We start from the raw sequence: 20,212 nt of genomic DNA on the forward strand, positions 1-20,212 counted from the left end.
GAGCTTTTACTTTGCGAAGCACGTCAGATCCTCTGTTTCCGTCATCCCACCGAGCCCCGTGACTCTGGGGCATCATGCCGGTTCGAATTTTACTACACAGCTTTTTTGGCTTTCTTGTGGCCACCGCCTGACATATCCCGAATTAAGGATCAAGCATAGGAACAGGTTCACACATGCCGCGCTCAACCCCAATGCGAAACTTTTTTGCCATAGCCGGATTGCTGCTGGCAAACAGCGCATGGGCCCAAAGCGCCGATCCGTTCGAGCATGGGTGGAAACTGGACGCCGAAGCCTCGGAACTTCAATTTCTGTCGGTGAAGAAAAACTCGGTGGCGGAAAACAGCGGATTCGCCACCCTTTCAGGCGTGATCAGCGCCGAAGGGGCCGCCGATATCCGGGTTCAGATGGACAGTGTCGATACCAGCATCGACCTGCGCAACGTGCGCATGCGGTTCCTGTTCTTTGAAACCTTCAATTTCCCCGAAGCGGTCATTACTGCGCAGCTTCCGCCCGAGGAACTGGTCGATCTGCATCAGACGCGCCACAAAATCATCGACCTGCCATACACCCTATCGTTGCACGGCGTGACCAAGGACAGTGTTGCTCAGGTCGCCATAACATTGGTCGACAATGACCGGGTCGCGGTAGCAAATACCACCCCGATTGCCATCGCCCTGCCCGACTTCAATCTGGAAGAAGGGCGCGGCAAGCTGGAAGAGGCCGCAGGCGTCGATATCCTGCCCTTCGGCTTCATCAGCTTCGGCTTTGTGTTTGACCGCGCCAAGGCCGGAACCCCACCGCAGCTCGAGGTCGCATCTGCTGCACCGGGGGCCGCCGCTCTGGAAACCAAGGGCGATCTGGACCGTGAGGCTTGCGAAGGGCGGATGGAAATTCTGTCGCGCACCGGCAACATCTATTTCAACTCGGGCAGCGCCCGCCTGAGCGACGCGTCTATTCCGCTGCTGGCGAACCTGCACGACATCGTCGACCGCTGCCCGGACCTGACCATCGAGATCGGCGGCCATACAGACAGCGATGGCTCCGACGCCGCAAACCGGGTGCTCAGCGAGCGGCGGGCGCAGGCTGTGAATAACTATCTGGTCGATCAGGGCATCGCATCCGAACGTCTTGTGACCGTGGGCTACGGCGAAAGCCGCCCGGTGGTGTCGAACGATACCGCAGAGGGCAAGCGCCGCAATCGCCGGATCGAGTTTATCCCGGTGAACTGAACCGAACAGGCCGTGGGACGATCAGTTCCCGGCCAGAATGATGGGATCGAACCCACCGCTGCGCCATTGTTGCAGGGCCGATATGAAGTTCGGCCCCGGCACGCCGTCAATGGCGCTGGAATAGTAACCCGCTTTCTGCAGCAGTTTCTGAACCTCCATCACGGTTTCCCGCGACCACTGGTCCGAGGCCAGAGACAGTTGATTCAGGATCGAACCATCGTCTTCGGCAGCCCCACGCAGCAACATACGGGCCGCTTCTAGCGGATCGCTGGGAACGCCGCGGCCTTCATCCAACAGGATCGCGGCGGCCAGATAACCCTGATACTCGCCATTCCGCGCGGCTTTCTGGAAATAGCCAAGCGCTTGTGCCGGTGCCCCGGCAATGCCGTCTTGCGCCAGAACGCCAAGATTGAAGGTCGCCTTGGCCGACCCGCCCTCGGCGGCACTTTGCAGCAGCGTGATTGCCCGCGCCTCATCTTTGGGAACAACCTGACCTTCAAACAGGGTGACCGCCAGATTTATCATAGCGTCGAAACTGCCCCCTGCCGCCGCACGTTCGTACAGGTCCATCGCAGCGTTCACATCCTGCGGCACACCGGTTCCGCTTTCGTGCAGTTGGGCCAGCGATACCATTGCCCGCAAATCCCCCTGATCAGCCGCCTGTTTATAGAGCGTAACGGCCCGATCAACATCCCCTGCTGCAATCGTTGCCCGCGCCAGCAAAGCCACGTAGTGCGACAGATCAGGCGTCTGCGCAGCAGCGGCGCTGCAGGCCTGAATGGCGGTCAGCGCGTTTTCCTGCAGGCGGCTGAACGGCACGCCGGGAATGCTGGCCGTCCGGTCCCGAGGATGCGTGGCCAGACGCTCACAGATACCGCCCGGAGTGCTGTCTTCCGGACGGGGGATCGAGGCGATCAGGCGGCGCGCCTGATCCACATGGTTTCCGTCGGGGTATTGCTCGATATAGAATTCCAGCAAGGGCCGCATCCGGCTGCGCTGCGCCAGTTTCCACAGCCGTTCTGCCTGTTCGTCCTGATCCTCGACCGACAGGGCCCGGGTCAGCGTCTCGCCCTGCCCGGCGCGGTCCAGAAAGGCCACAACCTCGTTCACATGCGCCCCTTGCGGGTAGCGGTCCATATAAAGCTGCATCAGTGACGCATCCTGCGCATTGGCCGCGACCTGCCACAGCAGGGTTTCTTCCGAGGCCGTCACCGGGCTGTTATCAAACCGGAACTGCCGGGTCAGCGATGAGTTGTCCCACGGAATCTGCCGCCCGCCGGTCGAGGCCAGAACATCCTTGCGGACCGAGATCATCAGGTCGGAAATATCCTGCCCCGGCGTGTAGATATGGCTCAGCAGCGCCTCGGTGAAGAAACTGTTCCGCCCGGTGCCGTCATAGGCCACATTGTCGGGCTGCGTGGCATAGGCGAACATGAAATCCGCCGCACTGCCGACCCGCGCCAGCCCGTCGCCGCCGACATCCAGCCCGGTGCCCTCAAAGGGATTGTCGCGGCAGGCGTCCAGAAACACCAGCCGGATACCGTCGGACCGTTCCATCCGGCCAACAAATTCCTGCATCGGTATGGTCTGTTCCGGGATGTCTGCGGGCGTCGAGATTTCCGCATCGACCGGCACCAGATAGTTACGCCCATCCACCTGAAACCCGTGCCCGGCATAAAACAGCAGCGAAACATCGGAAACCGCAGCCGTGGCACCGTAGGATTCCGCCAGCGAAAGCATTTCGTCGCGGTTCAGATCGGTGCCCAGGAAGACCTGAAACCCCAGCCCCTCAAGCGCGATGGCCAGGTCCGACGCGTCGTTGATCGGGTTGTCCAGCGGGCTGACATATGCGTAGTCCGAGTTGCCGATGACAAGCGCGACCCTCTTGTCGGCCAGCGCCATGCAGGCGCTGAACAGCGTCAGGAACAGGGCCGAAAGGCAACGTATTGCAAACACAGGCAAAACTCTCTGACAGATCAAAGGCCGATGGCGCGTGTCAGACCGATTTCGGCTTGTCCGACCGCAGCTACAATCGTGTCTACCTGCTGGTTCTGGATGATGGCAAGTTCCGGATCGCTCGCTCGTATCAATGTGATGGCTTTGCGAATCTCACGCTGGGCATCGCGGATCTGCCGCCGCGCCTGCTGGACCGCCTCACGACGGATCGCGGCGCGTTCCGCCGCCGTGGTGGCCAGCGCCAGCCTCCGGTTGGCGTTCTCGCCCGCCTCGCGAATACCGGCACTGGCCCCGCGAATGATATCACCGATGGATTCCAGCCCCGGCGGCAAGCCGTCCACGATCTGATCGAGGTCGGACGCGTAGTCATCCATCGCATCCGCCAGACAGGCCAGATACTCGCTGACATTGTCACCGCTGCTGGCACAGGACGAAACCTCGCCATCGAAATCCTGCGAGACGTTTTCGACGGTCCCAAGCGCCGTCTTGGCTTCGGTCACGGTGGTGGTGGCCGTACCGCCGACGCCTCCTCCGGTAATCGTAGTGTCAACCGTCGGCGTAATGGTGATCTGCGGGGTCGGGGGAACCGGTATGATGGTCGTTCCACCGCCAATGACCGCAGCACCGGGCAGGGCCGCAACGGTGAAGGTCTGACCGGCCGAGCTGCTGAGGCTGGATGTATCGACCGTATAGGTCGTGGCCCCTGCCGCGGTGTTGGCAAAGTTCAGCGTCTGGAATATCGGCGATGTGTTGAGCGAATCCGATGCCGGACCGAACCTGTAAGAGGCCGGGCCGCCATAGACATTCCCCGTTGCCGTCGCGGTCGATGTTGTTCCCGCAGGAACCGCCAGACTGTCCGGTATGGCAAATACGACGGGCGACGTGGTGTAATTCGCCGGGTTCGTACTGCCGGTGCCGGGGGCCCAGGTGGTTGTGAAATCCCAACCCTGCGCAGAGGCCAGCCGGTAGAATGTCACCGTATCCTGTAGCTGCGCCGTGGTCAGACCCTGCCCCCCACCTGCGCTCGTGGTCAGACCCGATGTGGAGGTGTTCCAGAACGAGCCGTTGACCGAGCCGGTGTTTTGGCCGACCAGACCGCCAAGCGCCGGGGTGTTGCCGCCGGAAAAACCGACAGAACCGGTCGAATAGGTCCGGGTTATCGTTCCGCCGTCGTTGAACCCGACCAGACCACCCAGGCTGGCGGGCTCGGTGGTGGAGGATACCGAATTGCTGCCGAAAACGCTCGCCGTAGAATAGGAATCCCGGATCAGGCCGGTGTTCTCGCCAACCAGCCCGCCCATGGTGAACCTGATAGCATTCGATCCGGTCACGGAACCGGAGCTGTTGGATCGGATGATGTTGCCCGAGTTCTGCCCGACCAGACCGCCGATAAACGCAGTGCTGGATTCAATCGGGTCCACCGACACATCTGCGGTCGAATAGCTGTCGATCACGGTTCCATTGTTGATTCCGACAAGCCCCCCGGCGGGCGCATACCCGCCGCTGAGTATATCACCCGAGACCATGACGCCCGACACCGTACCTGAATTGACGGCGGCCAGAATGCCGCCCTCGCCTACCAGAACATCGGCGTTGGTAATGGACAGGTTCTGAACCGTTCCGCTTAGACTGTTGAAGAGACCACCCGCATTGAAACTGTCGTCTATGAACAGCCCATCGATGGCAAACCGGTTTCCATCCAGCGTTCCCGAGAAATTCATCGGATTGAAACCCCGGAACCAGCTGGTCGTTGCCGAAGCATTGATGTTGTTCACCAACTCATAGTTCAGCGTGGACAGGGCCGAGCCGCCGATCCCCTGCAAGCCGTAGATATCTGTCAACTGATAAGGGTTTGAGCTTGTCCCGCTGCCGCCGGTCACTCGCAGGAAATTGGCCTGTGTATCGATGTCGAAATCTGTTGCCGCAAAGCTAGGCAGACTCGACGATATTTGCCGCCAGAAGCCGGCGACCAGCGAAAAGACCCCGACATTGATGTCACCTCCCGCGCCGGTGGTGATCAGGCCCACGCCATCGACCGCCCCGAGCGCGGTCAGGATCAAGCTGCCGTTGGGGCCGTTGATCGCCCCGTTCAATGTGATGGCATTATCGGCGTTCAGGATAAAATCGTTCGTCGACGTCCAGTCGATATCGGCATTGATCGTGATGTTGCCGGCATCCGGCCCCGAGCCCGAGGTGTCGAGCGTCACGTTCGCCGTGGAAAGCTGGGCTTCAAGCCCGGCTTCGGTAAATGTGCCCGGAACCGTTATGTTCAAAGGGTCAAACAGCAGATCGCCGGTTTTGCCATTGGGTGCGCGCAGGTCGGCAAAGCCGCGATAGACCAGATCGGTTTTGCCCGAAACCTCGACAAACCCGCCATCCCCCGACTGTGCGCCCCCGCGGGCCGAGATATTGCCATGGAATGTCGTCAGGTTGTCCGACCACACGATGATCCGCCCGCCGTCGCCTTCGTCGCCGCCATTCGCGGTCAGCGTTGTGTTTGCATCTGCGCTGGTAGTCTGCGCCGTCTGCAGGTTTCCACCGCCCTGATAATCGCCGCCGACCCGGATCGTACCGCCGTCACCTGCCCCCGCCCCGCTCGCGTTCAGCGTGGCACCGGCCAGAGCGATTGCCTGACCCGTGATCGTGATCGATCCGCCGTCCTGCGCCCGAACTTTGGGCCGGGGCGAACTGGCGACAAGCGTCTTGCGGGCAGAGGTGTCGATGTCACCGCTCACCTTCACGCCGCCACCGCCGCCGCCCAACACAACTGCGCCGGATACACCGCCGACGGACCGGGCCTCGATCACGCCGGACATGTTGATCACCTGCCGCGCTGCATTGCGCGCGCTTGCGGCTTTCAGGTGGACGACCCCTCCGTCCGCTTCGATCCGCCCGGAATTGGTGACAAGCGCCTCCATCGAGGCGTCATCGCTGTTCGACGGCACGGCAACCTGAAGAAACCCATCGCCCGCGACGTCCAGCGTCACCTGCTCTCCGGCACCCAGACCGACCTTGCCCAGCGGCACCCGGATCAGGCCCGAATTGGACACTCTGCCGCCGATCAGCGCCGCATATCCGCCCGGCACGACCGAGATGGTTCCCGCATTCTCAACCGCAGCGGAGTTGCCGTTGCCGTTAAAGCGGTATCGCCCGTTCAGGAAGTCATCGTCCGAGATATCCAGCGTCGAGGCGACAAAGCCCGCCGTGTTCACGTGTCCGTTCGGCCCGATGAAGATACCGTTGGGGTTCACCAGAAAAACCTGACCATTTGCGTTCATCTGGCCGTGGATCTGGCTGGTGGTGTCGCCCGTCACCCGGTTCAGGATCACGCTTTGCTGACCCGGCTGGTAAATACTTACGGTCGAGCCGGACCCGACCGAAAACCCGTTCCAGTTCACAATCGCGGCCCCGGATCCCTGCGTGATGTCCAATTGGGTGCCGCTGGGCTGCGTGATGGTCACATTCCCGGCGGCCACGGCGGCTCCGTTCGGCAAGGACTGCGCCAACGCCGTAGTGCCCATCAGAAACGCCGAGGCCGAAAGCAGCGCGCCCCGGATCAACATTTTCGGGCCTTCAGAACCTGCGACTTGCAACAATGCTGAAACGGTTTCCGTCTTCGCCAAGGTCATCGCGTTCCCCTCTGCCATATTCCACTCGTAACGATCCGGACCGATAGGCCGAATCTTCAATCGTAAACAAATCTGCGCCAATGCCGTAAGCATAGGCTGTGGTCGTGCTTTGCTCAAAGAATGTGGGTTGTTCCAGACCCAACTCGCCATATGCGCCGAACACATAGGGTTTGAAAATCAACGGAAAGCCCGCCACCGAAACCTGCTGCGACCGGCCCGCTTCCGCGCGCACGACCCAACCGTCATCGCCGCGCAGCTCGCCTGCGTCAAAGGTGGACAGCTCGCTGGAACTGGCAATGTTGAACTGTTCCGACGTGACCAGCGGATCACCGAAACTGGTCTGGACACGGCCATTCAGGCTAAGCGACCAGTAGGCGTTCAGCGGGCGCTGATATTGCGCCGACAGGACAAGCTTGGTGAATTCCGCGCTGGCCCCTTGCCGCGACAGCGGGGTGTCGCCCGGCCCCACCGATGTGCTGGCCCCAAAGGCATCCAGCCCGCGCGACAGGATGGCGCTGCCGCGCAGGAAAGACCCGTTTTCGTAGTTCCGCGTGGCGTCCAGAGTTGCGCGCAGCACGCTCAGATCGTCGTCATATATCGGCAGCCGGAACGAGCCCACCAGCAGGTCCTGCGTATCGCTGACCCGGTCCAGGATCAGTTGCGACGACAGGTTGAACTTCCGCGATCGGATCCAGGGGTAATAAAGCCGGATCGACAGCCTTTCGAATTCACTTTCGTTCGGTACAAACACCGAATCCGGGCGGGCTTTACTGGACGTGACCTCGACATTAAACGTCAGGCCGTCATACCCGATCGGGAACACCGTGCCCGCGGCCAGAATCCGGTACTTCGCATCGTCCGAGAAATACCGCGTCGGCGACCCACCCGCGTTGAAATAGAACGTCTCGCCCATCTCAAGCGCGCCGTTGATCTCGAGCCCAAGGTTCAGGTTCACAGGGCCAAGATCATCCGACAGCGTGTTGTCGAAGCCGTAAGAGCCCGTAAACCCTTTGAACTGACCATCCAGCGTCAGCACCGTACCGCCAGCGGCATCGCCCGCGGACAGGGTCGAGGCCAGACGCAGCCCAAACGTATCGCCCGCCACCAACAGCGCCCGCTCGATCTGCTGCAGCTTGATGCCGCGCTTGCCGATCAGGGGCCTGGTGATTTCCACCACCCGGTCCCGGGCCTGCTCGGGAACTTTTTCCGCATCGATCCGTTCGATGAAGCCATCGACCACGACAATTCGCAGGGTCCCGCCATCGCGCAGGGTCTGCTGGGGCAGCACCACGCGGCCCAGGACAAAACCGGCGTTGGTATAGGCGCTTTCCAGCCGGTTGGTCGCAGCGAAGATTTCAGACACCGGAACGCGCTTACCCGACAGTCGTTCGACAAAGGCGGCATTTGCGGCCTCCATCTGTGGCAACGCGCCTTCGATATCGACCTGGCCAACCGTTACGAACAGCTTGTCCGCACCTTCCGGGATCGGCGCACCGGGGTCGCGCGCGACGGTAACAGGTCCCGTACTGCGTTGACTTTGCGGCTGAAATGTCGCCGGGGCAAGGTTTGACGCGCTTTGGGCCAGCGCGGATTCCACCATGCCAAAGCTGGTACCGGCGACAAGCGCGGCTATCAATTTGAAACGTCGGTCATACATCATAGAACAACGGGGTGAGACATCATCAGCCGACCATGGTGGAAGAGTGGAACAGCGCTTAGAAAAGCGCAGCCCGCGCAGCAAAGCAAGATTGTATAGAACATTACCCGGTGCCTGTTGGAATTGTCCCACATCGTATTGAGCGTTTTTACGCCAGCGTCTGTGTCGGACATCACAAATGCCGATCACATCTGCCGCCGCTACAGGAGGCCCTGTTCAAGCCATTCCTCGATCTTGTTGCGGCTAACCTCGAAATGCATCGAATCCTCGCGCCCCCAGGCCGCGCCCCAGACCCAGCCTTCCTGCCGGAAGAAATCGGCGAGGATTGTCAGGCCCAGCTGCGTTTTCCCATCCCCCAGCGTGTCCAGAACACCGTCGATATTCAGATCGACGGCCAGACCATAGGCATGGGCCGAGGCCGAGGATGTCGCCCCGCGAATGCGGCGCACGCACAGCGACCCGGCCGTGTTGATGCGCGCATAAAGGTCTGGATCGGTGCGGCGAATATTCTCGAAGACAGCGCGCAGCGAATCAACCGCAGGTTTTAGCATCCGCACCCGGACCGGCCCGACCTCTTCCAGCACCAGCTTCTCTTCCAGCCGGGGGTTCGTCATCGACTGGCATTCATCCGTCAGATCCTCGCGCGGCAGGCCGAATGTGTTCTTCAGGAAAGACGACCCCGCCAGTTCAAGATCCTTGTTCACGTTGTTTCGGTTGGCGATCAGGACGACCTGCGCATAAGCGTCGATGATCTCATTCGGCGTCGTGCTGTCATATCCGAAGCTGTCCGCATCCTCGTTGCCCTGCTGAAAGATGGGGCCACCGTTTTGCGAACGTGAGATTTCCAGCGACAGTTGTTCCAGCTGGTTGCGCATATCGTCAATCTGCTGGCTGAGCATTTCAATCTCGATCCGCGCGCCCGAGTCGATTGCGGGCCCTTCGAAATTGTCCTCCGTCGGAACGATCAGCGGGAACACATACCAGATGATCGGGGCAAGTATGATCGCCACCCCTAAAATTATCGCCGGAACGATACGCATTTGCCTTGTTTTCCCGTTTCCTGCCGCCTTCGGGCGTAAACCTAGAAGGCGCGGGGCGGGATGTCACGCAATTGCCCCAAAATTGTGCTTCACAAGTGTGACTTTCTTCATTGTCGCCCGTCAGACGCAACGGTACTCTTTGTGTCAAACAGGAAGGACTAAGGTTATGTTCGCACTTTCATCTTTGAAATTCATCGGAGCTTCGGCTTTTGCGGTTGTGTGTACAACGCAGCTTGCGCTGGCCCAGACAAATGAACTGACGGCTGACGAGATCACCGACGCGTTCAACAAGCAAAAGACACGTGGTCTGGTTATCGTGCCCTCGAATACCGGCGACACTACAACGGAAGATACAGCTGAAACAACTGTTGCCGCAGCGCCCACCGAGTATCAGCCGGTGGCTGCGGAAGATCAGGTGAACATCCAGATTCGGTTCGATTTCGCCTCGGCTTCGCTGCGGCCCGATCAGAAACCAAAGCTGAGCTCACTGTGCCAAGCGATGAAAAACGTGGATGTGAGCGTTTTCCAGATCATCGGTCACACTGACAGCGCCGGCTCTGCCGAATACAACCAAAACCTGTCGCTGCTACGCGCGAAAGAGGTCAAGCGCTTCCTCGTCAGCGATTGCGGTATTGCCGAAACACGGCTGGAAGTGCTGGGCGTCGGCGAAGCAGAACCTCTGAACAAGGACAATCCGCGTGCAGACGAAAACCGCCGCGTTGAATTCCAGGCTCTCGGCTGATTTAGTATCTGCTAACCACAAGAATTTCCGAGGGCAGCATGACCGAATCCCGCGCAGGCGACCTGTTTCAGCCGGGCGATCTGGTAAACAATACATATCGGATCGAAGCCATCCTTGGGCGGGGCGGCACATCTGACGTCTACCGGGCCCGCTCTGAAATTTCGGGGCGGCTCGCCGCGTTGAAGGTTCTGAAGGCAGAATTTTCCAGCAATGACGACTATCTGGTCCTGCTGACCCGTGAAGAAGAAATCCGCGACATCCGCCACGACGCGGTTGTCCGCTATTCTGAGAACAACCGCACGGCGGACGGCCATGTCTATCTGGTGATGGATTACGTCGACGGCCCGGGGCTGGACCAGAAGCTCAGCGAAGGGCCGATGTCGGCGGCTGACATTCTGACCGTCTGCAAACGGGTTTGCGAAGGACTTGAAGCCGCCCATGCCCGCAAAATCGTGCACCGCGATCTGAGCCCCGACAACATCATCCTGCGCGATGGCGATCCGGCGCAGGCGGTGATCATCGATTTCGGCATCGCCAAAGACACCAATCCCGGCGCGGAAACCATTGTCGGCGGCGAATTTGCGGGCAAATACGCCTATGCTGCACCCGAGCAATTGTCGGGCAAGACCGACCAGCGCACCGACATCTACTCGCTGGGCGCGCTACTGCTGGCCAATTTCCGGGGCCAAAAAGCCGATGCCGGGCGCAACCTGCTGGAGGTTGTTGAAAACAAGAAATCGCCGCTGGATACGGCCTCTGTCCCGGAGCCGCTGAAATCGATCCTCGACAAGATGACCGCGCCCGATCCCGACGACCGGTATCAGACGGCCAGCGACGTTCTGCGCGCGCTCGCCTCGGCGCGGTCGGGAACGGTCGAGCAAGCCCTACCGGATGTGGACGAAGACGCGACCGTGATTGTGCCTAAAAGCCAGTCCGCGACACCGGAACTGGTCATGGCACAACCGGAACCGGTACAAGGTTCGGAAGCTCCTGCGCCAAAACCGGCCCAACCCGCGCCCAAGACATCGCGCGGTGCGCTTGTGCCCATCCTCGGTGTTCTTGCCGTCGCGGGCATTGGGGCCGGTGGCTATTATTCTGGTGTGTTCGACAGCTTTCTTGGGCCGAATTACCCGGTGGCCGCCCCTTATACGCTGGTGGCCGACAAACGCGATGGACTGCCCCCGCGGGCCGTGGGGTTCGTGCCGTCTGAATCCGCCCGCGACACCATGACCAGCGAGATCACCGCCGAAGGCGGTGAGGTCGATCTGACGCTGGCCTCCGGCGACATTTCGGAAACATGGGGCAGCGCGGTCACCGATGTGATCGGCTCGGTCATGGAGATGGATGAATGGCGGCTTGTGGTGAACGGAAATGACGCCAAGCTGACAGGTCTGACCACGAATGAGGCTTTGCACGCCGAGTTGGAACAGCTCTATTCCGCCGGTCTGCCCGCCGGGTTGCAGGGAACGGTCGAGTTGGACCTTGAACCCCTGTTCCTGTCCGCGGCCGAGATACGGCCCGTCCTGTCCGGGCTGGCCGATTGCGGCGCATTGAAACTGGTCGATGCTCCGGCGACGGGATACGGACCTGAAAGCCCGATACAGGTAGCCGGCACGTTGGCCTCGCAGGACAGCATGGTCGGACTCAGAACCGCACTGACCGCTTTGGCCGGATCGCGGCCGCTGGATTTGGATCAGGTTGCGCTGCTGAACCCGACACTCTGCCTGATCGAGAACTTCCTGCCGAGCGCTCCGGCCAGTGATATCTCGATCGCCTTTTATAACGGTGAACAAGGCAATGCACCGAATCCTGCGGGCGATTTTTTGGTCGGGCAGAACCCGGTCATCGATGTCGATCTGCCGGGTGATGTGCAGGACGGTTTCTTATCGGTGTCAGTGCTGGACGTGTCTGGTAACGTATTCCACCTTCTGCCCAATGTGACGCGCACCGAAAACAATGTCGCAGCACTACGAGACGGGGAAACTGGCCCTGTGTCAGTGCGTGTGGCCTATTCAATCCCCGAAAGTCAGGAAAACGGGGGTATCGCTTTTGAGGTTGACGACTCAACGCTGGGCAAAAGCAAGGTCATCGTGCTGCACACCGACAATCAGCTGTTCGATACCCTGCGCCCCACCACGGAATCCGCCGCCGGCTATGCCGAAGCCCTGCGCGAGCAGGACCGCAATGTCGACACGCAGATCCTGTCGCTCGACAGCCGCATTCTGACCACTCTGGAACAATAGAAACGGGTGGTCCATTTCCCATGCCCTGCTTTTGCAAATCCAACGCGGCGACGCTGTCAAACCTGACGCCAACCGCCAATCTGTCGGTTCAGGCGGTGCCGCCGCAGATGATGAAACTGCTGTCTCTGCTGGGTCTGCAGGGCAACGCCAGCGGTCAGGCGCGGGCGGACCTGAAGCTGAACGCGATGCTGCCCGCGATGACGCCCGATATGTATCTGAAGGCGACGATGGCGGCGAAAGCGCCCAATATCGCCCTGCCGCCGATCCTGCCCGGCGATGGCGGCGGCGCCATTTCGATGATGATGAAACTGGCGGTTGCCGGGTTTCCGCTGGCCGACCCGCGCGCCCTGCTGGCCGAAATCCAGCAGGCGGTTCTAAGCCTGGCTGCAAATGTGCTGCCGCAGGCGCAGGCAATGCCTTCGATCCCGGGACCGCAGCTTCAGAACATGACGCTGGCCGCCAACATGACCCTTGCGCTGCGAGCGCAGGGCATCTGCCCAATGGCGCTGTCCGGGCTGGATTACTCGTTTGAGGCGTCGATGGAGGCGGGTGAGGCCGGAGGGTCGCGCGGCACCTGTTCGGCGGCACTGAACTTCGCGGCCTCATTGCCGCGCATCACCCTGCCCCCGTTTGCCCTGCCGCTGCCGAAACTCAACCTTGCGCGGCAACTGGCGTTGCTGGCCCCGGCAGCAACGGCGCCCGCAGCCATGGGCCTGCCGCCCATGTCCGATCCCAACATGATGAAGGCGCTGATGGGTCAACTGGCCGCCCTGTCGACGGTTCCGGTGCCCAACCTGCCCGTCTCGCTTGAAGACCTGCAGGCCATAGCGGATCAACTCAAGGACCTTGCCACGATACAGGAAGCGTTCGGCCCCGACGCATTGACCCCCGCCGGGGTGGCGCGGGTGAACGCGATGCTCAGCTATATCGCCCGCCTGAACGTGCCCATGCCGCTTGAGGCGCAGGCGCTACAGATGCAACTGGATGCGCTGCCCAAGATCGATGACATCACGCAGGGCGCGAAGGCGGCGCAGAGCGGCGCGGTGAATCTGGCTGCATCGATGAGCGTTCAGCCGCCCGCCGTACCCATTCTGCCAACGCTGCAGTCGCTGGCGAAACTGGCAAAGACCCTGCCAATGGGGCCGTGCGACGCGTGCAACACCGATATCGGAGCGATCAAAGACAGCCTTGCCGGGATGCAGCTGCCACCTGCCCCGCCACTGCCGCCGTTGCCGTCCTTTAGCTAAGTTACAGAATATCCACCACAATCACGGTGATATTGTCCGCACCGCCGCCATCGAGGGCGATCTGGATCAACTGATCCGCCACCGTCTCGATCGGCATCTGGGACAGGGCCTTTTCCAGCATCGGAAACGTGGCGTATTTGCTCAGCCCGTCTGAGCAGATCAGAAACCGGTCGCCCGGTTGAACCTCGCCCCGAATCTTGTCCAGCTCCAGTTCTTCACCCACACCCACGGCGCGGGTGATGGCGTTGGATTGCGGATGCTGTTCGGCCTCGTCCCAGCTCATCTGTCCGGCCAACACCAGATCGGCCACCACGGAATGATCGGTGGTCAGCATCTGTATCTTACCGTCGCGCAACAGGTAAATCCGGCTGTCTCCGGCCCAGAGCCCGACAAAATGCCCATTGGCCAGCATCATGCAGGCCACAGTCGTGCCAATGGTGCCGCCGCCGCGCGCCTCGGCCTCTTGCCGGATCACCGCATGGGCTTTTCGGATCACGTCGCGCAATGTCCCAAGCCGGTCCGACGGCGGCAGACCCGGCGGAATGGCCGCGACCATATCGGCAACAAGGCGGCTGGCGTAATCGCCCGCCTCGTGCCCGCCCATGCCATCTGCCACCAGCCACAGGCTTTCCTCGGGCAGCGCCAGCACCGCGTCTTCGTTGATCTTGCGCTTAAGGCCTACATGGCTGCGCGCGCTGTACCGAACGCGGTGACTTGAATTCATATTGGTCTTGCCTCGGTCCACAATGCGGCATGCAGGTTGAACAAACCTTGCATGTTTGCCCCATCCGGTAAACCTTCGCAGACCATCATCCGGGGCACGCCGCCGATTTCGGTGCTCCAAATGCTGGGAGTGCGATATCTTTGCGACATCAGCCCCGCCGCCAGATCGGGCAGCAAGCTGTCCGACACTTCGCCGCGGGTCAGGACCATTGTTGGGCCGCTGGCGCGCACCGGTGCGGTCGGTTGTTGCATCGGCACAGCCAGTTCCGCCAGCGCGGCTTCCAACCTGTCGCGGGTCATATCGTCCTCGAGCGCCGCCAGGGCCAGGTCTTCCAATTGGCAATACGTCTCGGACGCCCGGAAATGCGCCAGAATGGCCGAGCCTTCGTTTGACACAGGCGCGGCCAGCGTCAGCGGAAAACGCCGCCCGACGCGATCCACCGAGGGCATCAGAACACCCAGCATCTTTTGTGGCCCGGCCAGACCGGGCGACAGGCAGAACCGCCAGATCGGGGCGGACATGTAATGCGCGTCCCAGACCTGACCCAAGCCCTCGGACGCGGCCAGCATGCTGCGCTGAATCCACTCGTCCCAGGGCTGCACAAAGGCCGGTGCCACGCCAAGGCGAAAGAAATCCCCGACCGAGGGCATCTTCCCGAATGCGCCAAACCCGGCCTGTTGCATCAGAACGACTTCGGGCAGCTGAATTTCTGCAGCGCCGGCAGGGCAAAGGGGTTGATCACCGAGCCGGACTGCAACTGGAAGATCGCGATGCGGCCGCCGACATTGAAGATCACCTTTTTGCGGTCCGAGACATTGGTGCGCCGCACCTCGGCCGCGTCCAGCAGGCGGAACCAGGCCCAGGGCCCGTCCTTGGACAGCACGCTTTCGATATTGCGCTTTTCAGGCTCGAAACTGACCCGCGCCAGACCGACCGAACCGGGCCACGTTACGGCCATGGGCGAGGGCAGCCCGCCGCGATGGCGGAAATCCAGCGTCTGGCCGTCGATTTCCAGCTTCACGCCCTTGGCTTTGGGGTCCAGCGCCTCGGGCATGATCTGGAACTGAATCTGCGGCTGCGGGCCAGCGGCAAAGAATGCTTCCTTGATCTCGGCGGCGTTCTGGAACTGGGTCAGAACCGCCTGACTGATGCCCAGATCGGCCTCGTTCACGCCGGATTTCCACGACCACGGCCGGGTGCGCATATCCACATGTTTGGCGAGGTTCTCGTTGAAAAACGTATCGATCAGACCCTGCGGGCCGAACAGTTTGCCGAAATCGCCCATCGCCACGTCCGCGCCCGACCGGCGATTGAACGGATACCGGTCCGAGACGACCTGCTCGCAGAAGGGCAGAACACTGGCCTGCCAGCGCGCGTTGATCGACGACCGGGTGCTGTCCGACGTGATCCCGGACGATCCGTCGATGATCTGCACGGCCCAACGTTCCATCGGGCCGGGAATGCGGGCCGCTTCCTGCTGAAACTGCTGCAGCGCCTGCCCGGTTTGACCGCCAGACACGCCGCTGAACGACATTTTGTTCAGCTCCTGATAGACGCCAGTCAACGATCCCATCAGAAGATCAAGCTGCGAGGGCTGGCCCTCCTGACTGTCCACCAGTTGGTGCAGCCACGAGAACCGATCCTCGACATACTGACCCGGCTGCTGCACCGGTTCGCCGACACCTGCCCCGCTGGACTTCGCCAAAGCCTCCAACAATATCTGCGCCTGCACCGAAGTTGCCGATTGAATCTCAAGGCTGGCCGCATCCGACAGCCCTTCGTTCAGCGCATCTGTGTTGGGCAGCGCCGAGCGGCTTTCGGTCAGCTTGGTTTCGTCCGAAATCGACGTCAGGACATTCACGATGGGCGAGGTCGGGCCTGAGAGCACATTGGTCACTTCAACCGCATGGCTCAGGCTTTCCATCGGCACGATGTCGATATCGCCCAGCATCGCGTCATAACGCGCGATATAGTCGTTGTAATACAGATCGAGCACGTCGCGGCTGAGCGCCGCCAGCGCCTGTTCGGTCTGCTCGGCCTCGCCACGTGGGCCCAGAACCCAGCTTTCCTTCTGCACACGTTTAGCAACGCCTAAAGCCTCGCCAAGGAATACATCGTTGAAGCCCTTATGGGTGAATATTCCCTCAATCCCTGCATTCAACGGCTTGCCCGAGGACCGGACCAGAACCCGGCCCACCGCGGGACCTCCGACATCCGTAATGCGCCATTCCTGCAGAGCGGTTGCCGACGGGCTGGAAACGATGCCGTTATAGACGCGCTGCGCCAGTGGCAATTCCGACAGGATGCCCTGGATCTGTTCCACCATCGGCCCGTTCAGAGCGACCTCCTGCATCGGCTGGCTCAGAAGGGCGTCCAGATGGTCGTTCAGATCGGCGCGGAAGTCTTCTCGCGTGGGTCCGGGGAAGGACACCGTCCAGTCGATATTCATCCATTCCTTGACCAGGTTCTGGTTCATCGGCCCCTGCAGGCCCAGCATCAAATAGACCTTGAGCGCCTCGTACAGCACATCCGGATTGTTGATATTGGCGCTCATCTGCTCTTCCAGACGCAGCAGCAGGCGCGGCAGGAAGCGCTGGTTCAGTGCGGCGCGGTAGGTTTGCGCCGCCTGGGTTCCGATCACGTCACCCTGATACAGACCATAGGTCAGGCGCGTTTCCGGCTCGGGGTCGGACAGGGTCGGGTTGGCGGGCAGGTCGCGCAGCGTGTTCAGCGCCTGCACCACGGGCACCAGATCGGTGTCCCCCACCGGGCTGGGCGGCAGCGTTGCTGCGGCAGCCTGATAGGCCGAGACCCCCTCTTGCGCCTCGGCGATCAGGTCGGAATTGCCCGAGAAACTGCGCACCAGCAGGGTGCCAACGGTGACAGCCGCGACAACGGTTGCGGCGACCGAGACCCATTTGGTGATCCGGTAACGGCGTTCCACCTTGTCATCGGCGCTGACCAGACCGGCCTCGGGAAAGATCACCCGGTCAAACAGGCGGGTCAGGAAATAGGACCGGCCCGAACCCTGCCCCGACCCGATGGCCTGCCGCCCGATCCCGAACGTACGCGCCATGCCCAGCATCAGACGGTCAATCGGCGTGCCTTCCTGCGTGCCGGATGTGAAATACACCCCGCGAAGCATGTGGCGGTGCTGATAGCGGCTGTCCTGAAACACCTCGGTCAGGAACTCATGCGCCACCTTGCGGACCGAGGCCACCTGCATCGGGAACCCGGCAATCAGCGCACGGCGCTGCGGGTCGGTTTCGGTCTGCATCCGCTCCAGCGACTGGGCATTCAGACGGCCCAGCAGCAGCGCGAATTCCTCGTCAAACGCTGCCACAGGCGATTGTTCCGCGCGAGATTTGTCCAGCGGCAGGGTAAAACCCCAGACCTGTTCGCGGTCTTCCTTGCCCAGATTGTCGTAGAACTCGGCAAAGCCCGCGATCAGATCGGCCTTGGTAAACAGGATATAGACCGGGAAGCGCACGCCCAATTTCTCCCGCAGTTCTTCCAGACGGCGGCGCACGGCCTTTGCGTGTTCTTTCTGCGTGATCTCGTCCTGAAGGGACAGGTCAGACAGGGAAATCGCGATCATCGCGCCGTTGATCGGCTGGCGCTTGCGGTATTTCTTGAGCAGGCTCAGGAACCCGATCCAGGCCGCATTGTCGACCTGCGCGTCGCTTTCCTGCGTCGTGTAGCGCCCCGCCGTGTCGATTAGAACCGCGTTCTCGGTGAACCACCAGTCGCAGTTGCGCGTACCGCCGACACCGCCGATGGCGGTCTTGCCCATCTCGTCGGCCAGAGGGAAGTTCAGGCCGGAGTTTACGATGGCCGTGGTCTTGCCTGCGCCCGGCGGGCCGATCATTACGTACCAGGGCAACTCGTTCAGATGCCGACGCCCGTTCTTGGATTTGCGCAGCGCCGCCATTGCGGTTTTCAACTTGCCGCGCAGTTCCGAGATTTCGCTGTCGATCATGTCGCCGCCATCGCTGACGGCCTCGGTGATCTCTTCGGTCAGCTTCTTCTCGCGGCGGCGGCGGACAAAGAAAATGGTCAGCGCGATGCTGAGGAAGACAAAGTAGATGACTCCGCACCAGATCATGCGGGTGCCGACCCCATCCAGCGGACGCCATTCATCCGAACCGATCAGAGGCCCGAAGAAATACAGGCACAAAGACAGCGCCGTCGCGGTGAAAAACAGCACCGTGTAGATCGACAAAAAGACGAATCTCAGAATTCTGAAGAACACGATCAGTTCTCCTCTTGTACCAGCAGGACCTCGATCCGGCGGTTGGTGGCCCGGCCTTCGCGGGTCGAATTGTCGGCAATCGGCTCGCTGTCGGCGCGGCCCTCGGCGCTGAGGCGATCCGGCTTTGCCATCTCGCCCGCCATTTGGTTCATCACAGATTTCGCGCGCGCCAGCGACAGCGCCAGGTTCGATGGGAATCGCGAGGACCGGATCGGCACATTGTCAGAATGCCCGGCCACGATCACCGCGCCGGGTTCCTCGTTCAATGCCACGGCGACCCGGCGCACCGGCTCACGGAACTTGTCCTGCAGATGGTCGGATCCCGAGCCGAACATGCCCGAGCCCTTGATCCGGATGATCAGCGTGTTGCCCTTTTCAAAGACCTCGACCAGACCCTCGTCAATCTCGGGCTTCAGGAATTCCACGACCTTTTCCACCTGCGGCTGGGCCTGCGGCGGCGGAGGCGGCGGAGGCGGCGCGCGGCGCTGCAACTCGGTCACGGGACCTGCGTCGATAACGGACATCTGGCCCACAAGGTTTTCAGTCTTGTTCGACAGCAGATAGGACAGCCCGCCGAACTCGATGATCAGCAACAAGGCCGTGACACCAAGCGCGATCCAGACTGGCTTCCACATGCTGAGCGCGCGGTAGGGTTTATCCACGCCCTGCCAATGGGGGGCCAGATCCCGTTCGACATCGCCGCGCTGTGCCCGGATGATGCGGGCAAGGCCCTGCCGGATTTGCAGATGCTTGTCGGGGCCGCCCTGTTCGACGCGCAACCGGCCTTCGAACCCCAGCGACAGGCACATATAGACGAATTCCAGCAGTTCAATATTGTTTGCCGGGTCCTGTTCCAGCCGCGCCAGCAGATCATAAAACCGGTCGCCGCCCACGGTTTCGCGGTGGAACGTGCCGACCAGAGATTGCGTGGCCCAACTGGATTGCCCGCCCCAGGGCGTGTTCAGGACCACATCGTCCAGCGTCGCGCACAGAGCGTAGCGCGCGACCTTGACGGTTTGCGCCGGAATACCGGCTTGCAAGGCGGCATTCTCAAAGCTGCGGACCTCGGCCACGACGCTTTGGCGCAGCTTGTCCGGGTCCATATGCTGCGCCCGGTTGCGGATGCGGCTGATCAGCGAAAACAGCGAGGCGGCGCAGGCATTCAGCCGGTTCATACCGGTGGTCGCCACATCTTCGGCCCCGCCCTGTGGCGGCTGCGATTGCGGCTGTTGAACAGGCGGCACTCCATATCCCGCCGTGGGGGCGGGCTGTGGTTGCGGCACCTGCAAAGGATCGGGATATCCGGCCGGTTGCTGCGGCGCAGGAGGCTGTTGCGACATGCCGCCGCCCTGACGCCGCCCGCCCGGATTGGGTCGGATCACCGTCTTATCCGTATCGTCCGGTTCGGCAAAAGGATCTTTGTCGGACATCGTCTACCTGCTTCCTCAAGGCCCCCATGTCAGAGTGTGACCCACTTTGGGCAGCCCTATCAA

The 20,212-nt window shown here is 61.4% G+C and carries 12 protein-coding genes; 4 read left to right on the top strand and 8 right to left on the bottom strand.

The window, feature by feature from the left end:
- Positions 1 to 191 precede the first annotated feature (191 nt).
- Positions 192 to 1,229 (top strand): OmpA family protein, encoded by a 1,038-nt coding sequence (locus ACR0EZ_RS05800; protein ID WP_480611674.1) that lies wholly within the window; start codon positions 192 to 194, stop codon positions 1,227 to 1,229.
- A 21-nt stretch (positions 1,230 to 1,250) separates the two neighbouring features.
- Here the strand turns inward: ACR0EZ_RS05800 and ACR0EZ_RS05805 are convergent, their stop codons facing one another.
- The 4 genes from ACR0EZ_RS05805 to ACR0EZ_RS05820 all read right to left on the bottom strand — a co-directional run bounded on the left by ACR0EZ_RS05805 (position 1,251) and on the right by ACR0EZ_RS05820 (position 9,481).
- Positions 1,251 to 3,185 (bottom strand): caspase family protein, encoded by a 1,935-nt coding sequence (locus ACR0EZ_RS05805; protein WP_480611675.1) that lies wholly within the window; start codon positions 3,183 to 3,185, stop codon positions 1,251 to 1,253.
- A gap of 20 nt (positions 3,186 to 3,205) precedes the next feature.
- Positions 3,206 to 6,814 (bottom strand): two-partner secretion domain-containing protein, encoded by a 3,609-nt coding sequence (locus ACR0EZ_RS05810; protein WP_480611676.1) that lies wholly within the window; start codon positions 6,812 to 6,814, stop codon positions 3,206 to 3,208.
- Positions 6,759 to 8,471 (bottom strand): ShlB/FhaC/HecB family hemolysin secretion/activation protein, encoded by a 1,713-nt coding sequence (locus ACR0EZ_RS05815; protein ID WP_480611677.1) that lies wholly within the window; start codon positions 8,469 to 8,471, stop codon positions 6,759 to 6,761. The genes ACR0EZ_RS05810 and ACR0EZ_RS05815 overlap by 56 nt, the downstream gene beginning before the upstream one ends.
- Positions 8,472 to 8,671: 200 nt before the next feature.
- Positions 8,672 to 9,481 carry a M15 family metallopeptidase gene (locus tag ACR0EZ_RS05820; protein ID WP_480611678.1) on the bottom strand — a complete coding sequence of 270 codons (810 nt, stop codon included), beginning with the start codon at positions 9,479 to 9,481 and terminating at the stop codon, positions 8,672 to 8,674.
- On the opposite strand from ACR0EZ_RS05820, the gene ACR0EZ_RS05825 reads away from it, so the two are divergent.
- Genes ACR0EZ_RS05825 through ACR0EZ_RS05835 form a run of 3 tightly spaced genes read left to right on the top strand, consistent with a single transcriptional unit; the run spans position 9,471 to position 13,743 of the window.
- A complete protein-coding gene (locus ACR0EZ_RS05825; protein ID WP_480611679.1) occupies positions 9,471 to 10,253 on the top strand; it encodes an OmpA family protein in 783 nt (260 codons plus the stop codon). The genes ACR0EZ_RS05820 and ACR0EZ_RS05825 overlap by 11 nt on opposite strands.
- A 38-nt stretch (positions 10,254 to 10,291) precedes the next feature.
- Positions 10,292 to 12,496 carry a serine/threonine protein kinase gene (locus ACR0EZ_RS05830; protein ID WP_480611680.1) on the top strand — a complete coding sequence of 735 codons (2,205 nt, stop codon included), beginning with the start codon at positions 10,292 to 10,294 and terminating at the stop codon, positions 12,494 to 12,496.
- A 20-nt stretch (positions 12,497 to 12,516) separates the two neighbouring features.
- Positions 12,517 to 13,743, top strand: coding sequence for a hypothetical protein (locus tag ACR0EZ_RS05835; protein WP_480611681.1), 1,227 nt, complete (start codon positions 12,517 to 12,519; stop codon positions 13,741 to 13,743).
- 1 nt (position 13,744) lies between these two features.
- Here the strand turns inward: ACR0EZ_RS05835 and ACR0EZ_RS05840 are convergent, their stop codons facing one another.
- The 4 genes from ACR0EZ_RS05840 to icmH are packed head-to-tail and all read right to left on the bottom strand — an operon-like array spanning position 13,745 to position 20,149.
- Entirely contained in the window at positions 13,745 to 14,467 is a 723-nt protein-coding gene (locus ACR0EZ_RS05840; protein WP_480611682.1) for a PP2C family protein-serine/threonine phosphatase, read from the bottom strand.
- On the bottom strand, positions 14,464 to 15,150 hold the full coding sequence (tagF, locus tag ACR0EZ_RS05845) for a type VI secretion system-associated protein TagF (RefSeq protein WP_480611683.1): 687 nt from the start codon (positions 15,148 to 15,150) through the stop codon (positions 14,464 to 14,466). The genes ACR0EZ_RS05840 and tagF overlap by 4 nt, the downstream gene beginning before the upstream one ends.
- Positions 15,150 to 18,719 carry a type VI secretion system membrane subunit TssM gene (gene tssM, locus ACR0EZ_RS05850; protein ID WP_480611684.1) on the bottom strand — a complete coding sequence of 1,190 codons (3,570 nt, stop codon included), beginning with the start codon at positions 18,717 to 18,719 and terminating at the stop codon, positions 15,150 to 15,152. The genes tagF and tssM overlap by 1 nt, the downstream gene beginning before the upstream one ends.
- A gap of 2 nt (positions 18,720 to 18,721) precedes the next feature.
- A complete protein-coding gene (gene icmH, locus ACR0EZ_RS05855; protein WP_480611685.1) occupies positions 18,722 to 20,149 on the bottom strand; it encodes a type IVB secretion system protein IcmH/DotU in 1,428 nt (475 codons plus the stop codon).
- Positions 20,150 to 20,212 lie beyond the last annotated feature (63 nt).

This window comes from Ruegeria sp. AK4 (assembly GCF_056541025.1).

Excerpts from the sequence above, each read along its gene's own strand:
- ACR0EZ_RS05825 (WP_480611679.1), top strand. The coding sequence starts at position 9,471 with ATGATCGCCACCCCTAAAATTATCGCCGGAACGATACGCATTTGCCTT.
- ACR0EZ_RS05840 (WP_480611682.1), bottom strand. The coding sequence starts at position 14,467 with ATGAATTCAAGTCACCGCGTTCGGTACAGCGCGCGCAGCCATGTAGGC.
- icmH (WP_480611685.1), bottom strand. The coding sequence starts at position 20,149 with ATGTCCGACAAAGATCCTTTTGCCGAACCGGACGATACGGATAAGACG.
- ACR0EZ_RS05835 (WP_480611681.1), top strand. The coding sequence starts at position 12,517 with ATGCCCTGCTTTTGCAAATCCAACGCGGCGACGCTGTCAAACCTGACG.
- ACR0EZ_RS05815 (WP_480611677.1), bottom strand. The coding sequence starts at position 8,471 with ATGTATGACCGACGTTTCAAATTGATAGCCGCGCTTGTCGCCGGTACC.
- ACR0EZ_RS05810 (WP_480611676.1), bottom strand. The coding sequence starts at position 6,814 with ATGACCTTGGCGAAGACGGAAACCGTTTCAGCATTGTTGCAAGTCGCA.
- tagF (WP_480611683.1), bottom strand. The coding sequence starts at position 15,150 with ATGCAACAGGCCGGGTTTGGCGCATTCGGGAAGATGCCCTCGGTCGGG.
- ACR0EZ_RS05800 (WP_480611674.1), top strand. The coding sequence starts at position 192 with ATGCGAAACTTTTTTGCCATAGCCGGATTGCTGCTGGCAAACAGCGCA.
- ACR0EZ_RS05830 (WP_480611680.1), top strand. The coding sequence starts at position 10,292 with ATGACCGAATCCCGCGCAGGCGACCTGTTTCAGCCGGGCGATCTGGTA.